7 protein-coding genes, 6 pseudogenes and 1 riboswitch are annotated in these 16,011 nt (G+C 52.8%); of the genes and pseudogenes, 6 read left to right on the top strand and 7 right to left on the bottom strand.

Annotated features, from left to right (window positions below; translation table 11 throughout):
• The first annotated feature begins 23 nt into the window (after window positions 1-23).
• Both O3W44_RS18850 and O3W44_RS18845 read left to right on the top strand, forming a co-directional pair.
• Window positions 24-1,484, top strand: a complete 1,461-nt coding sequence (locus O3W44_RS18850) for a mannitol dehydrogenase family protein (protein WP_269294243.1) — start codon at window positions 24-26, stop codon at window positions 1,482-1,484.
• A gap of 101 nt (window positions 1,485-1,585) precedes the next feature.
• Window positions 1,586-2,272 (top strand): GntR family transcriptional regulator, encoded by a 687-nt coding sequence (locus O3W44_RS18845; RefSeq protein WP_269294241.1) that lies wholly within the window; start codon window positions 1,586-1,588, stop codon window positions 2,270-2,272.
• Window positions 2,273-2,372: 100 nt separating this feature from the next.
• On the opposite strand, the pseudogene fbaB reads toward O3W44_RS18845, so the two are convergent.
• The 4 genes and pseudogenes from fbaB to O3W44_RS18825 all read right to left on the bottom strand — a co-directional run.
• Window positions 2,373-3,424: pseudogene (fbaB, locus tag O3W44_RS18840) on the bottom strand (class I fructose-bisphosphate aldolase).
• A gap of 146 nt (window positions 3,425-3,570) precedes the next feature.
• Window positions 3,571-4,371 (bottom strand): bifunctional hydroxymethylpyrimidine kinase/phosphomethylpyrimidine kinase, encoded by an 801-nt coding sequence (gene thiD / locus O3W44_RS18835; protein ID WP_269294240.1) that lies wholly within the window; start codon window positions 4,369-4,371, stop codon window positions 3,571-3,573.
• Window positions 4,368-5,199, bottom strand: a pseudogene (gene thiM, locus O3W44_RS18830) (hydroxyethylthiazole kinase). Before thiM ends, thiD begins: the two are co-directional and overlap by 4 nt.
• Window positions 5,189-5,285: riboswitch (TPP riboswitch) on the bottom strand. (Overlaps the previous pseudogene by 11 nt.)
• Window positions 5,286-6,016: 731 nt before the next feature.
• Window positions 6,017-6,483, bottom strand: a pseudogene (locus O3W44_RS18825) (integrase); the annotation flags it as partial.
• Window positions 6,484-6,837: 354 nt separating this feature from the next.
• Between O3W44_RS18825 and O3W44_RS18820 the strand changes: the two are divergent.
• Window positions 6,838-8,600: pseudogene (locus O3W44_RS18820) on the top strand (methyl-accepting chemotaxis protein).
• 154 nt (window positions 8,601-8,754) lie between these two features.
• A pseudogene (locus O3W44_RS18815) lies at window positions 8,755-9,712 on the top strand (AEC family transporter).
• 51 nt (window positions 9,713-9,763) lie between these two features.
• On the opposite strand, the gene ahpF reads toward O3W44_RS18815, so the two are convergent.
• Together ahpF and ahpC are read right to left on the bottom strand one after the other, a co-directional pair.
• Entirely contained in the window at window positions 9,764-11,332 is a 1,569-nt protein-coding gene (gene ahpF / locus O3W44_RS18810; protein ID WP_269294238.1) for an alkyl hydroperoxide reductase subunit F, read from the bottom strand.
• A gap of 71 nt (window positions 11,333-11,403) precedes the next feature.
• Window positions 11,404-11,967 carry an alkyl hydroperoxide reductase subunit C gene (gene ahpC / locus O3W44_RS18805; protein ID WP_269294237.1) on the bottom strand — a complete coding sequence of 188 codons (564 nt, stop codon included), beginning with the start codon at window positions 11,965-11,967 and terminating at the stop codon, window positions 11,404-11,406.
• 227 nt (window positions 11,968-12,194) lie between these two features.
• On the opposite strand from ahpC, the pseudogene O3W44_RS18800 reads away from it, so the two are divergent.
• Window positions 12,195-12,640 (top strand): annotated as a pseudogene (locus O3W44_RS18800) (GNAT family N-acetyltransferase).
• 5 nt (window positions 12,641-12,645) lie between these two features.
• Here the strand turns inward: O3W44_RS18800 and apbC are convergent.
• Window positions 12,646-13,758 (bottom strand): iron-sulfur cluster carrier protein ApbC, encoded by a 1,113-nt coding sequence (apbC, locus tag O3W44_RS18795; RefSeq protein ID WP_269294236.1) that lies wholly within the window; start codon window positions 13,756-13,758, stop codon window positions 12,646-12,648.
• A 175-nt stretch (window positions 13,759-13,933) separates the two neighbouring features.
• On the opposite strand from apbC, the gene metG reads away from it, so the two are divergent.
• On the top strand, window positions 13,934-15,967 hold the full coding sequence (gene metG / locus O3W44_RS18790; RefSeq protein ID WP_269294235.1) for a methionine--tRNA ligase: 2,034 nt from the start codon (window positions 13,934-13,936) through the stop codon (window positions 15,965-15,967).
• Window positions 15,968-16,011 lie beyond the last annotated feature (44 nt).

The following is a 16,011-nucleotide window of genomic DNA, read 5'->3' as shown; positions in this document are numbered from 1 at the left end:
CCCGTTTGCCATAAGGACAGAGCATGTTAGAGATTGATCGCCTTCCCGCTGACGTTCAGCGCCCAGGCTACGACCGTAGTCAATTGAAAACGCGTATGGTGCACATTGGCTTTGGCGCATTTCACCGCGCCCATCAGGCGCTTTGCAGCGATAAACTGGCCGAACAGGGCAGCGACTGGGGCTATTGTGAAGTTAACCTGAATAGCGGTGAACTGATTCAGGCGCTGCGTGAGCAGGCCCTGCTTTATACCGTAACGGAAATGGCAGATGACTCGCTGAATACCCGCGTCATTGGCGTCATTACCGCTGCGCTGCACGGCAAAGGGGACGGCATCGAAGCGGTGATCAACGCGATGAGCCAGCCAGACGTCGCCATTGTCTCCATGACGGTTACCGAGAAAGGCTATTGCCACTTGCCCGCCAGCGGCGATCTCAATCCAGAGCATCCCGATATCGTGCACGATCTTGCTCATCCGACGGCGCCACGGTCGCTGCCGGGTTTGATTCTTGCCGCCATCCGTCGCCGCCGTGACGCAGAGCTGGCGCCTTTTAGCGTGATGTCCTGTGACAACATGCCGGAAAACGGGCACGTTACGCGCAACGTGATTGTGCAACTGGCGCAGCGTCAGGATGCCGCGCTGGCAGATTACATCCAGCAGCACATCACCTTTCCCTCTACTATGGTTGATCGCATCGTTCCGGCAATGACCGACAGCGCATTCAAACAGCTCAGCGCGCGTCTCGGCTCCTGCGACCCTGTGGCTGTGGAAGCTGAACCGTTCTTCCAGTGGGTAATTGAGGATAACTTTGTCAGCGGTCGTCCGGCATGGGAAAACGCCGGAGCTGAGCTGGTAAAAGATGTACTGCCCTTTGAAGAGATGAAACTGCGCATGCTGAACGGCAGTCACTCTTTCCTCGCCTATCTCGGGTTTCTCGCCGGTTATGAGCATATCAGCGACTGTATGGCTGACCGCCATTTTCGTGCGGCGGCACGTGCATTAATGGTCGATGAACAAGCGCCCACGCTGCGCACGCAAGGCGTGGATTTGCATGCCTATGCTGATTCGCTGATCGCCCGCTATGAAAACCGCGCCATTAAGCATCGCACTTATCAAATCGCAACCGATGGCACCCAAAAACTGCCGCAGCGCCTGCTTGACAGCGTGCGCTGGCACTTAGCTAACGGCAGCCGCTGCGATTTACTGCTGCTCGGCGTGGCCGCCTGGATGCGCTACGCTGGCGCAGTGGATGAACAAGGTCAGCCCATTGAGATCCGCGATCCACTGAAAAACCAACTGGCAGAGTGCGTGGCTAACAGTGAAGAAGGTGAAGCGCGGGTACGCGCGTTACTGGCCATGAAAGCGGTATTTGGTGAAGACCTGGCAGAGAATGCAGAGGTCGTGGCGAAACTGACCAGCTTTTATCAGCAACTGACGCAGCAAGGCGCACGTGCCACGGTTCATCAATTCATGGACCACGGATAATTGTTCAGTAGCAAAAGCACTGGCGCAGACGCAGCGCGCTGATTAGACTGGTTCTTTCACATCAGGCTGGCACCCGCCAGCCGTTATACGGATATTGCTGCATGTCGATCGCCTATACCATTACCACCAGCGAACCGGTGAACCAGCAGATTTATCGCTATCTGCGCAAAGATATTGTTACCTGTGCGATTGAGCCGGGTTCGCTGCTGTCTGAAAAAGAGGTTTCCGCTCGCTTTAACGTTTCGCGTCAGCCGGTACGTGAAGCGTTTATTAAGCTGGCAGAGGCAGGTCTGGTACAGGTGCTGCCCCAGCGAGGCACGTTTGTGCGTAAGATCTCTGCCAAGCGCGTCGCTGATGGTCGTTTTATCCGGGAAGCGGTAGAGATTTCGGTGGTACGTCGCGCTGCGCAGGAGATCGCGTCACCCGCCCTGATGGCGCTGGAACACAATTTACAGCTGCAAAAAATGGCGTCTGAACGCCATGACAGTCAGGCTTTTCTCAGTCTGGATGATGAGTTTCACCGTCTGATCGCTGAAAGCATCGACTGCACGCTGGCATGGGAAACCGTAGAGAATATCAAGGCAACCATGGATCGGGTGCGCTTTTTAACGCTCAGTGAGGTCTCTCCGCCGGAGAGCCTGATCCAGCAGCATGAAGAGATTTTCGCTGCCCTGAAAAATCATGATGTTGATGCCGCAGAAGCCGCCATGCGTCGTCATCTGCAAGAGATGATATTTTCCATTACGCCCATTGCGGAACGGAACAGCGAGTGGTTTGAAGGGATCTGAGCCGGATTACTACCTGAAGAACAAGGGCCAGCCATTGATGCTGGCCTTTTTATCGTTATGCAACAGCAGATTACACCGTCGGCGGCAAAGCCGGGTTTAATTAAGCAATTGTCACATCTTTAGACAGATAAACATCCTGTACCGCGTTAATCAGCGCCACCCCGTCTTTCAAAGATTTTTTAAACGCTTTACGGCCTAAAATCAGCCCCATGCCGCCAGCACGTTTATTAATAACTGCGGTACGGACGGATTCAGCGATATCAGTTTCACCCGCCGATGCGCCACCCGAGTTAATCAACCCGGCACGACCCATGTAGCAGTTCGCCAGTTGATAACGCACCAGATCGATTGGATTTTCGCTGGTCAGTTTGCTGTAGACGCGCTCATCGGTATGACCAAACTTCACCGCGTTGTAGCCGCCGTTATTCTCAGCCATCTTCTGCTTAACGATATCGGCACCAATTGTCGCAGCCAGATGGTTCGCCTGGCCGGTTAAATCAGCACTGGAATGATAATCGACACCCTCTTTTTTGAAGTCGTTATTGCGCAGATAGGCCCACAGCACCGTCACCATGCCCAGTTCATGCGCCCGCTCAAACGCGGCGGAGATTTCTTCGATCTGGCGGCGTGATTGCTCAGAACCGAAATAAATGGTTGCGCCTACTGCGACCGCACCCATGTTAAACGCCTGCTCTACGCTGGCGTACAGCGTTTGATCGTACTGTGCCGGATAGCTCAGCGTTTCGTTGTGGTTCAGTTTCACCATAAACGGAATGCGGTGCGCATAGCGACGTGATACCGAAGCCAGCACGCCGTAAGTTGACGCGACACAGTTACAGCCCGCTTCAATTGCCAGCTCAACGATATTTTTCGGATCAAAGTAGTGTGGATTAGCTGCAAACGAAGCGCCCGCGGAGTGCTCTACCCCTGATCGACCGGCAGAATCGACAGATAACCGGTGCCCGCCAGACGCCCGGTATTGTAGAGCGTTTGCATATTTCGCAGCACCGCAGGAGAACGGTTGTTGTCGATCATCACGCGATCAACAAAATCCCCGCCTGGTAAATACAGGCTTTCCGCTGGAATAGTCATGCAGCGATGTTGGAGAAGGGAATCAGCTTCCTGACCCAATAACTGTACGATGTCCGTCATGTAAACTCCTGTCAGATGTCAAAGGTGAACCGGCACCCGCCGGTTCGACCCCAACAGCCTGGACTTGAATAGCCTGAAGACGCAAATGGCTGACTCCATTTTTCAGACAGATCCGCAGGAAAAAATCGCCTCTTTGGCCGTCTGCCCTACCACCATTGATGAAAGTGATGCACTGGCCCAATTCCTTTCCCCACCTCCAGTGAATCGGCCTGCATCAGCGCCTGCTGTAGCCAGGCTTTCGCCTCAGTCAGCGTGTCGTGCCAGTTAGCATGGCGCGGGCGCAGCGCAGCTAAGGCGGCTGACAGCGTGCAACCCGTGCCGTGGGTATGACGAGTATTCACACGCGGTGCGCTAAACCGTTGCTGCTGCGTTGGGGTGAGCAGCCAGTCTGGACTTTCCTTATCGCTGAGATGGCCGCCTTTCATCAGCACCGCCTGACAGCCCAGAGCCAGCAACGCGCTTCCCTGGCTCAGCATTTCCTCTTCATTGCGCGCCACCTCGCTGTTCAGCAACGCCGCCGCTTCGGGCAAGTTAGGCGTAATGAGCGAAACCTGTGGCAACAAAAGCTCGCGCACGCTGGCAATGGCATCCGGCGACAGCAACGCATCACCGCTTTTTGCCACCATCACGGTGTCGAGCACCACAAAGGGTAAACTGGCACGTTTCAGGCGGTCAGCAACCTGTTCAACAATCGCCGTTTCTGACAACATGCCGATTTTTACGCTATCGATGCGCACATCATCCAGCACGGAATCAAGCTGTGCGGCGACAAAACCGGGATCGACACGATAAACCGACTGCACCCCACAGGTGTTTTGTGCCACCAGTGCGGTGATAACGCTGGTGCCGTAAGCACCCAGCGCGGAGAAGGTTTTTAAATCAGCCTGGATACCCGCTCCGCCACTGGGATCGGTTCCGGCAATGGATAATGCATTAACACGTTTCATGCAGCCACCTCCAGCGTCCATAACGCATCGAGAAACGCCGGAACAAAACTGCCGGGACCCTGTGCCTGCGCAGCCGCTGTTTCGCCTGCGAGCGACATTACCCGACAGGCGCAAGCGGCGTTGAGCAGCGTATCGCCGGGCAGACTACAGAATGCTGTAACTACTGCCGAGAGGGCACAGCCTGTTCCCACCACACGTGTCATTAACGGAGTGCCGCCTGCAATACGCAGCGTGCGCAAGCCATCAGTAACGTAATCAACTTCCCCGTGACGACAATCAGAGTCTGATATTGACGGGCCAGCTGTTGAGCCGCATTCAGCGCCGCATCAGCCTGATGCAGGCTGTCCACGCCCCGCCCGCCCGTGGCCTGCTGCGCTAATGCTAAAATTTCAGAGGCATTCCCCGGATCGCCACAGGTTTTTCACTGAGTAAATGCTGGCAAAATTCGCTGCGCAGGTTCAGCGCACCGACCGCGACCGGATCCAGTGTCCAGGGCGTTCCGGCGCTGTTTGCGGCCGTCACGGCTGCCTGCATCGCCTGCTGGCGCTCACGAGTCAGCGTGCCGACGTTAATTAACAGCGCATCGGCGAAGCCGCTAAACTGCGCCGCTTCTTCTGGATCGATCACCATGGCAGGCGAAGCATTTAATGCCAGTAATACATTGGCGGTAAAGGTTTGCACTACATCATTGGTCATGCAGTGCACCAGCGGGGCGTGCTGGCGGAACTGGTGCAAAACGGGCGCGAATTGCGCGTCAGAGAGGTGTTCAGGTTGATGTGTCATTATCACTCCCAACCGGCGAACAAGAAGACGAATGCGGTCAGGCATCAGACTTCCCTACGCTGGCATTATCCAGATCAGGTAATACGGGTATTTCTCAGCCTTCACAAAGAAGGGCACCCCGAGTCATTTGGTAAGAATTAGCTTACTTTTTGCCAGATTAGGGGAAGTTGCCTGCAGGTGCAAGCCCGCCCTGTCGGTTATCGCTTCTTCACCATGAAAATACGCATAACCCCTTTTTGGCCCCTGTCCCAGATGGCAAAAAAGGAGACGAAGCTCCTCTGATGTTTTAACCGCCTGTACTGTTTTAACCACTGCTCACAGCCAACGTTAGCGACTGTGCGAAGCTGGCTTGTGCGGCTCTCGCCGTAAAAGCGACCTAATCCGCAAATCTGCTCGAATCGCTGGCTATTGTGAGCGGTACGGATGCCTCAAGGTTTACGTTAAACACTGGTGCAAGGCTGTACGCTGAAGCATTATCCCCACCAAGAGACATAGCAGAATCACGGACTGATCCCCCAGACAAGCTGTACTGATTCGTCGCTGTTCCGGCATTGACAGCTCCTACGCCCAACCAATCCATAATGGCTGGCCCCACTCAACGAGTAGTAAAGCAGTGGCGGCAGAGCTACAACGCAACACCAGAACAAACCTGTTCTGTTGTGCCTGAGTGATACAGCACGAGAGTGCGTTACGCATCTCTGACCTGTTAACCCTCACCTGGTCACAGTTCCGTGTAGGAAAAACGCACATCGAAGTGAAACAGCAAAAATCTAAACGTAAGGCTGATGCTAAGAAGAAGGTGAAACCGCTTCGTATCAAGATCACCGATACCATGCGGAAAATCGTAGAGATGCGGAGGGAAGAACAAGCCGCTATGCCAGTGAGGACGGATTTCATCAAGCTCAGGGTGCATTACCACTTGTCGGGTGGCGTTTTCTGTTTTCCCCTGCCCTGCTTCTGCAATCAGGAAATAGTACCGCTGGCAATCCTCATCCTATTTGACTTGTGACTTTTCGAGTTTGGCAATTTTGCTTCTCCTCGCGCCTGTGTATGCCAACAACCCGGTAATCCATTTCTGCCAGCTATCCGGCTGTTTTAGCGCCCACCCAACAAACTTTTTCATCTCCGCAGTGCTGTATGTGCCAAATCTCGCTTTTGATAGTGCAGCCACTATCTGGCAACTTCATTAAAATGTCTTTTTTTCAGTAAGAAAGGTCTTGAACATCAATTTACAGATTTTGAGATGCTTATTAAGGGCTTTGGCTTCTGCTAACTCATCCGGTGGTACGTCACCCATTCCATCCGTTGCTGGATATTCATCGAACGATACCTTTTCTGCTTTATACATAGCCCATGCATCAGCAAGATTTAACGCTACTGAGGGTTGTGCCTGTAGTGGGAACAGGAACCCTTTGTGGCAAGGAAACTGGCGTTAACTTCACTGTTCCTGCCAGAGAGTTACCTGATCTCGATCAATGCACTCGTCCAGCCAAACAGTCTTAATGGCGCATACATTTCGTTTTCACGGCTTCGCAGCTCACCTTCTTCTGACTCATTTCCCGGGTCGCCAGAGCCTTAATAATCGCCATGAAATTTAACTCATTGATTATCACCTGAGAAATAATAAAGTCTGTGTACTTTCTGCCGATAGTTGGTGCATAACCACACTAAAGGTAAGCCATTATGTTTAAGTCAATTCGTACACGGATCGTTGCCATAGCGGTGGTGTGCTTAGTTGTTGTACTGCTTCTTAACACCACTATTAATCTCCGGGTCATGCGCCAGTATAATCAGCAAGCGCAGAGCAATATTCTCGCCAGTACCAGTAGCAGCCATTCCATAGCTATTGAAGACTGGATAAACGCAAAAATGGCGGTTATCGCTTCGCTCGATAAAGTTGCGATGTCATACAATCCGGCCCCCTGTTTGCACAAATCGCCTCTTCAGCTGGCTTCTCAAATGTTTACGCCGGTTATCCCAACAGAACAGCCATACTGAGTAATTCTGCCGGTGTGCCTGATGATTTTGACCCCACCGAACGCCCCTGGTATCTGGAAGCGGTGAAACGTAACCAGCCGATCGTGACTGCCCCGTATGTTGACATTGGCTCCGGTAAGCTGGTGGTGACCTTTGCCGTACCCGTGACAAAGAATGGCAAGTTACAAGCGGTGATTGCGGGTGATCTGAAGATGGACAGCGTCATCACCAACGTGCGTAGCATTCGGCCAACGCCCGACAGCAGCGGGCTGTTACTGAATAAGGATGGCACGGTGATTGCAGCCAATGATCCTGCTCTTACATTGAAACCGTTCAGCAAAGCTATCCATGGTATCGATTTCGCCGCGCTGGCTTCCGGGGCGACACTGACCGGTAAACTGAAGGAGACAAAGAAAATATTTTCTGCCACACCGATAAAAGGCACGGAATGGTTGTTAGTGGTTGCGTTAGATGAGGCCGATATCAGCTCGGGTATGCACGCGCTGCTGAAAGTCTCTTTGCTGTCGCTGGTGTTGTTGGTCATAGCGGGAGGCCTGGCGGTGCATTTGATCATTGTCCGGCAGATGCAACGACTGATCGCCATCCGTGACACGATGATGCTTAACGATTTATCGCGCCGCTTGCCCGAAACAGGCAATGATGAAGTCACGCAAATTGCTCAGGCCTTCAACGCCTTCAGCGATAAGCTCTCCTGCCTGATGAAACAGCTTCGCGAATCGGGTACCTCTGTTAAGCATGCCGCACAGGAGATCGCGGCGGGTAATAACGATCTTTCCGGCCGTACCGAACAGGCCGCTACCAGCCTGCGTGAAACGGCGTGCGCACTGGAGCAGATTATTGGTTCGGTTAAACAGTCCGCAGACTCTGCCGCTGAAGCAAACCAGCAGGCACTGCATGCAACTCAGGCGGCGACACATGGCGGCGATGTGGTTTCCCATGCCATTTCGACAATGCAAACCATTGAAAGCGCCTCTGCGAAGATTGGCGATATTACCAGCCTGATTGATGGGATCGCTTTCCAGACAAATATTCTGGCGCTAAACGCCTCTGTCGAAGCGGCACGCGCAGGTGAACAAGGGCGCGGTTTTGCCGTGGTGGCGGGAGAAGTTCGTAATCTGGCCAGTCGCAGTGCCCAGGCCGCTAAAGAGATTAAAACATTGATTGAATCCACCACCGACAGCGTGGCAGTCGGTTCGCGTTATGTACGCCTGGCGGGAGAGAGTATGCAAGAGATTGTGACCTCCAGTAATAGCGTCTCCAGCATCATCCACGAGATAAGCATCGCCAGCAGCGAACAGATGCAGAGCATTCAGGAAATCAACAATGCGGTAACGAATCTCGATCGTATGGTGCAGCAAAATGCCGAACTGGTCGTTGAATCCGCAGCCGCAGCCAGTGCGTTGCAGAGCCAGGCGGGAGAGCTTGCCGACACAGCCGGACATATGTAAAACACCTCAATGGATCAGGCGAGAAATCGCCTGATTTAATGGTTTTAGCGTTATGCCCTGTTTCCTGCCTCTGACTTACAGCAATCCGCCTGTTACACCCCGCACGACAACCTGTTAGTCTTAAATGATTGAAAACCTGCCTGCTTAATTGCCTATGTCTGCCTTACTGGATACGCTAAGTCATCAGATTTATTTGTCGGCCCCGCTGTTTGTTCTTATCTTTCTTGGCTATAGCCTGACGCGCTTCGGTAAATGGCCCGCCAGTATCAGTGAAGGCATGAACCGGTTTGTCTTCAACGTTGCTCTGCCCTGCATGTTGTTCCGCGTAATGAGTGATTTCTACAAAAGCCCGCCGGTGGATTTCCGTCTGCTGCTGGCGTTTTTCGGCAGCTGCCTGTTGGTATTCATTACCGGACGCATATGCGCTACCCGCTTATTTGGGCTGGATGGCGTAGCCGGTTCGGTATTTGCGCTGGGCGGCATTTTTTCCAATAACGTGATGCTTGGTATTCCTGTTGCCACCGTGTTGCTCGGCCCACAGGCTTTGCCTTCGGTGGCGCTGGTGTTGGTGTTTAACAGTCTGATTCTCTGGACCCTGCTCACGTTGTCGGTGGAGTGGTCAAAGCACGGCAGTTTTTCGCTAAAGGGGCTGAGTCGCACGTTGATTAGCGTGTTAAAAAACCCGTTAATTATCGGTATTCTGAGCGGTACTCTGTGGAGTTTTTTACAGCGTCCGCTGCCACTTTTGCGGCAGAGCCATTGCGCATGCTGGCCTCGATTGCCGCACCGCTGTCGCTGGTTACGCTGGGAATGACCCTCGCGCATTATCGGGTTCGCGACGGCCTGAAAGAGAGTTACACCATCTGTATTCTGAAATTAATTGTGCAACCAATGACCATCTGGGCCATTGCCTGGCTGACACATTTGCCCCCGCTGGAAAGTAAAGTTGTGGTGCTGCTGGGTTCGATGGCGGTGGGCGTCAATGTCTATTTGATGTCGCAAAAATTTAATGCCATTCCCGGCCCGGCGGCTGCCAGTATGCTTTTTCTACGATTTTTGCTGCCTTCACTACGCCGTTGTGGATGATGTTAATGTCGCTGGCCGGATACTAAAAAAACCCCGGAACAGCGGTTCCGGGGTTGCTGCGTGGCTATCGCAAAAACTTATTCAGCCGATTTGGTACGAATCAAATAGTCAAAGGCGCTGAGTGAGGCTTTTGCACCTTCACCGCTGGCAATGATGATTTGCTTATACGGCACGGTGGTGCAGTCGCCTGCCGCGAAGACGCCTTTCAGGCTGGTTTCGCACTTCGCGTCGATAATGATTTCGCCCATTTTGTTACGTTCTACCGCACCTTCGAGCCACGGCGTGTTCGGCAGCAGACCAATCTGTACGAAGATGCCGGACAGGGCAAGTTCGTGTGTGGTCTGGGACCTGCGGTCAATGTACTGCAAGCCAGTGACTTTGCTGCCGTCACCCGTGACTTCAGTGGTCTGAGCGTTCAGGATCACGTCAACGTTTTTCAGGCTGCGCAGTTTATCCTGCAACACCTGATCAGCGCGCATTTCGCCCGCAAATTCCAGCAGGGTTACGTGTTCAACGATACCGGCCAGGTCGATTGCGGCTTCAACGCCTGAGTTACCGCCACCGATAACGGCAGTACGTTTGCCTTTAAACAGCGGGCCGTCACAGTGTGGGCAATAGGTTACACCTTTGGTGCGATACTCTTCTTCACCCGGCACGCCCATGTTGCGCCAGCGCGCCCCTGTCGCCAGGATGATGCTGCGTGATTTCAGCACCGCGCCGGATGCCGTTTCAATCGCGTGTAAGCCGCCTTCAACCGCCGCTGGAATCAGCTTGATGGCGCTCTGGCTTTCGATCACGTCGATATTGTAATCATCTACGTGCGCACGCAGGGAACCAGCCAGTTTTGCCCCTTCGGTTTTGGGTACAGAGATGTAGTTTTCGATATCAACAGTATCGAGAACCTGACCACCGAAACGTTCACCCATCAAACCGGTACGAATACCTTTACGTGCTGAATAAATCGCGGCGGCTGCGCCCGCCGGGCCGCTACCTACGATCAGCACTTCATAGGCTTCACGTTTGTTCAGTTCGGCTGCTGCACGTTTTTCAGCATTCACGTCTACTTTGTTGACGATTTCAGCCAGGCTCATGCGGCCCTGACCAAATTCCTTACCGTTCAGATAAACGGCAGGTACGCCCATTACGTTGCGTTCCTGAATTTCGTTCTGGAACACACCACCGTCAATCGCGGTGTGGCTGATGCGCGGGTTCAGGATCGCCATCAGGTTCAGTGCCTGTACCACATCAGGACAGTTGTGGCATGACAGTGAGTAATAGGTTTCAAAATGCAAATCGCTATCCAGCGAAGCCACCTGATCCAGCAGGCTTTGCGCTTCTTTGGATGGATGTCCACCGGTCTGCAGCAGTGCCAGCACCAGTGAAGTAAATTCGTGGCCCAATGGCGAACCCGCAAAGCGTGGCCCGTTATTAGCACCAGGGTTGGTAATTAAAAATGAGGGTTTACGCGCCTGGCGATCGTTCTCTTCACGAAAGCTGACTTTATCAGACAGTCCCGCAATATCGACCAACAGATCACGAATCTCTGCTGATTTTGCGCCATCATCCAGAGTGGCAATCAACTCAACAGGTTTGGTTAATTTCTCAAGATAAGCTTTGAGCTGAGTTTTCAAATTTGTGTCGAGCATAGTGAATTCCTGGTCAAAAAATCGGGTGCCGTGGCACCCGATGAGAGAATGATCGAAAGGCCGAAGCGAAATTAGATTTTACCCACGAGGTCCAGTGACGGAGCCAGCGTTGCTTCACCTTCTTTCCATTTAGCCGGGCAAACTTCACCTGGGTGAGACGCAACGTACTGAGCCGCTTTCACTTTACGCAGCAGGTCAGATGCGTCACGGCCAATGCCTTCAGCAGTGATTTCGATTGCCTGAATGATACCTTCTGGGTCAACGATGAAAGTACCACGGTCAGCCAGGCCCTCTGCTTCACGCATGATTTCGAAGTTACGGGTCAGCGCACCTGTTGGGTCGCCGATCATCGCATACTGAATCTTCGCGATAGTTTCAGAAGAACCATGCCAGGCTTTGTGGGTAAAGTGGGTGTCGGTAGAAACGGAGTAGATATCTACGCCCAGTTTCTGGAATTCTTCGTAGTGATCAGCCACGTCACCCAGTTCAGTTGGGCAAACAAAGGTGAAGTCAGCTGGATAAAAGAAGAAAACACTCCATTTACCTTCAACGTCTTTCTCGGTTACTTCGATGAATTCGCCGTTTTTGAAAGCAGCGTTTTTAAACGGCTTAATTTTGGTATTGATAATAGACATCTGGTGGCCTCCATTAAAAGATGTGATGCACGTTACAGAATTTTCGGGCCAACATCTAATATGCAATCGTTATCAATCAAATAAACGAAAGCTATCAAACGTCGATCTTATTGATCTTTAAGGCGCCGGTGCGCAGTTTACACGTAAAACTGCCTGGAGAGGGCGGTTTATCTTTTTCTGGTGGAGCTGCTAGCTTTGTAGGAAAGCGTTTTGCTGGAGTGTGAGCTGTGCATATTCGTCCCTTTACTGAAACCGATCGCCCTTTTTTGCGTACCTTGTTTCTGGCTGCCCGTCGTCATAACTGGCGCTGGATGGATGGCAGCCACTGGAAGCTGGAAGATTTCGATAGCGTCATTCTGGGCGAAACCGTGCTGGTTGCTGAGCAGGATGATCATCGCGTCGGTTTTGCAGGCGTGCTGGAAAACGATAACTTTTTGCACAGCCTGTATGTTGACCCGGATTATCAAGGATGTGGCGTTGGCAGCGCCCTGCTGGAAGCGGTGCAGGCGCGCTTTACTTCAACCGGTGCGCTGAAGTGTCTACAGATGAATAAAGCCGCACAGGCTTTTTATCTGCAACACGGCTGGCAAATGATTGCGCAGGGAGAAAGCGGCCAGGGAAATATATCTTAATGCACTATCCGCTGACGTCGGCACACGCCAGCGGACAGTGAAACCTCTAAATTGCCCGGAAGGCAATGTCATCTGGAATCACTTCACCCTGCCAGTAAAGTTGTGCGGCAACGCGCCCAGCCAGTTGACGATACAGTTCAGTAAATTCACTCTCTGGACGACGAACAACGGTGGGTTCGCCATCATCCAGATCTTCGCGCAGATTAATATGCAGAGGAAGCTGCGCCAGCAACTGCGTTCCGTAATCCTTCACCATTTTTTCTGCGCCGCCAGCGCCAAAAACAGGCTCGTGGAAGCCGCAGTTGCTGCAAATATGGATGCTCATGTTCTCAACGATGCCTAATACCGGCACGTTGACCTTTTCAAACATCACCATGCCCTTGCGCGCATCAATCAGCGCAATATCCTGTGGCGTTGTCACCACTATCGCGCCGGTAACCGGCACGTTTTGCGCCAGCGTCAGTTGAATATCACCCGTACCGGGCGGCATATCCAGCACCAGATAATCGAGTTCCGGCCACAGCGTTTCATTCAGTAACTGCATCAGCGCCTTGCTGGCCATGGGACCGCGCCATACCATCGCGTTGTCATCCGTTACCAGATAGCCAATGGAATTGGTTGCCAGACCATGCGCCATGATGGGAGCCATATGCGTACCGTCTGGCGACGTTGGACGCTCATGTTCGGTGCCGAGCATATTTGGGACGGAAGGCCCATAAATATCCGCATCAAGCAGGCCGACACGCGCTCCCTCCGCAGCCAGCGCCAGCGCCATATTCACTGCCGTGCTTGATTTACCAACGCCGCCCTTGCCTGAGCTGACGGCAATAATATTTTTTACGCCTTTGGTTCCCGGCAGATTTTTCACTCGCTTCAGCGTGGCGATATCGTGACTCAGCCGCCAGTCGATGGCTCGCGTACCGGTCAAACGCAGCAGTTCTGAGCTGGTCTCGGCTTTTAACGTTTCAAAGGCACTGGCCCAGGCAAAGGGCATAATCAGTTCGATATGCAGTTTGCCATCCAGTTGCGCCACATGATGCAACGCTTTTAACGCAGTGAGATTCTTTTTAAGGGTCGGATGCCTGAAGCCATTTAATACGCCCACAACAACGGCGCGCAAGGCTTCAGGTGAATGCGGTTCCCGGGATTGTGCTGTCATCCCTGCTCCTTTTCGATTGTTCTGACGCTGTGCTTCAGCGGTGTATTGTCAATAATATCAGAAGCCCGTGATTATGAGTGACGCGCCAGATGCGCAATCCCTTATGTTTACGCCGGGAGAGGCTTCGGTTACCATCTAAGCCCGTTTTTTCAATCAACAGAAAGCTACGCAAACTATGACTCAAGTCGCTAAAAAAATTCTGGTAACGTGCGCACTGCCCTACGCGAACGGTTCAATCCATCTCGGCCACATGCTCGAGCATATCCAGGCGGACATTTGGGTGCGTTACCAACGAATGCGTGGCAATCAGGTTTACTTCATCTGCGCCGATGACGCGCACGGAACGCCCATTATGCTGAAAGCCCAGCAGCTTGGTATTGCGCCGGAGCAGATGATTGCTGAAATGAAGCAAGAGCATGAGACTGACTTTGCCGGCTTCAATATCAGCTATGACAACTATCACTCCACTCACGGTGACGAGAATCGCCAACTGTCAGAGCTGATTTACGGTCGCCTGAAAGAGAACGGTTTTATTAAAAACCGCACCATTTCTCAGCTTTACGACCCGGAAAAAGGCATGTTTCTGCCGGATCGTTTTGTCAAAGGCACCTGCCCGACATGTAAGTCACCCGATCAGTATGGCGACAACTGCGAAGTGTGCGGTGCCACTTACAGCCCCACTGAACTGATTAATCCAAAATCTGTGGTGTCTGGCGCGACGCCAGAACTGCGTGACTCTGAACATTTCTTCTTTGATCTCCCCTCCTTCAGCGAAATGCTGAAAGCCTGGACCCGTTCTGGCGCATTGCAGGAGCAGGTAGCGAATAAAATGCAGGAGTGGTTTGAATCGGGTTTACAGCAGTGGGATATTTCCCGCGACGCGCCTTATTTTGGCTTCGAAATTCCAGGCGCGCCGGGCAAATATTTTTACGTCTGGCTGGATGCGCCAATCGGCTACATGGGCTCGTTCAAGAATCTGTGTGACAAGCGTGGCGACCTCGATTTTAATGAGTTCTGGAAAAAAGATTCCACCACCGAACTCTATCACTTCATTGGTAAAGACATCGTTTACTTCCACAGCCTGTTCTGGCCAGCCATGCTGGAAGGCAGCAATTTCCGCAAGCCAAACAACCTGTTTGTTCACGGCTATGTGACGGTAAATGGCGCGAAGATGTCTAAATCACGCGGCACCTTTATTAAGGCCAGCACCTGGTTACAGCACCTGGACGCCGACAGCCTGCGTTATTACTACGCTGCCAAGCTCTCTTCACGCATTGATGATATCGACCTGAACCTGGAAGATTTCGTACAACGCGTAAATGCTGACATCGTTAATAAAGTGGTTAACCTGGCGTCACGTAACGCAGGCTTCATCACTAAACGCTTCGGCGGCAAACTGGCTGGCGAACTGGCCGATCCGGCCCTGTACCAAACCTTCCTGGATGCTTCAGAAAAAATTGGCGAAGCCTGGGCAAACCGTGAATTTAGCCGTGCGATTCGTGAAATCATGGCGCTGGCCGATCTGGCCAACCGCTATGTTGATGAGCAAGCGCCGTGGGTGGTCGCAAAAGAGGAAGGCCGTGATGCCGATCTGCAGGCTATCTGCTCGATGGGTATTAACCTGTTCCGCGTGTTGATGACCTGGCTGAAGCCGGTGCTGCCCTCACTCAGCGAGCGTGCTGAAGCCTTCCTGAACAGTGAACTGCGCTGGGATGCCCTTCAGCAACCGCTGCTGGATCATCAGGTTGCCCCTTTTAAAGCGTTGTACAGCCGCATTGAGATGACCAAAGTGAATGGTCTGATTGAAGCATCAAAAGAAGATGCTGCCGCTGCCAACAAGCCTGCTGCAACCGGCCCGCTGGCTGATGCGCCCATTGGCGACGCGATCACCATTGATGATTTTGCCAAAGTCGATATGCGCGTTGCGCTGATTGAAAAAGCGGAGCGGGTTGAAGGTTCTGACAAACTGCTGCGCCTGGAGCTGGATCTGGGTGGCGAGAAGCGTCAGATTTTCTCCGGCATTCGTGCGGCATACCCCGATCCGTCGGTACTGGTAGGCAAGATGACCATCATTGTTGCAAACCTGGCCCCACGTAAAATGCGCTTCGGCATTTCTGAGGGTATGGTGTTGTCTGCCGGACCCGGCGGAAAAGATCTGTTTGTGCTGTCAGTAGACAGCGGTGCTGTGCCGGGCATGCCGGTGAAGTAAACTTATCGCTTAACTCTCCAGTCGGTTACCCGCATTTCTGCGGG

It is taken from the genome of Pantoea sp. LMR881 (assembly GCF_027157825.1).
In the GTDB taxonomy this organism is placed as follows: Bacteria; Pseudomonadota; Gammaproteobacteria; order Enterobacterales; family Enterobacteriaceae; genus Pantoea; species Pantoea haifensis.
The sequence above is the reverse complement of the archived record's forward strand: the minus strand, read 5'-3'. Positions and strand labels throughout refer to the sequence as shown.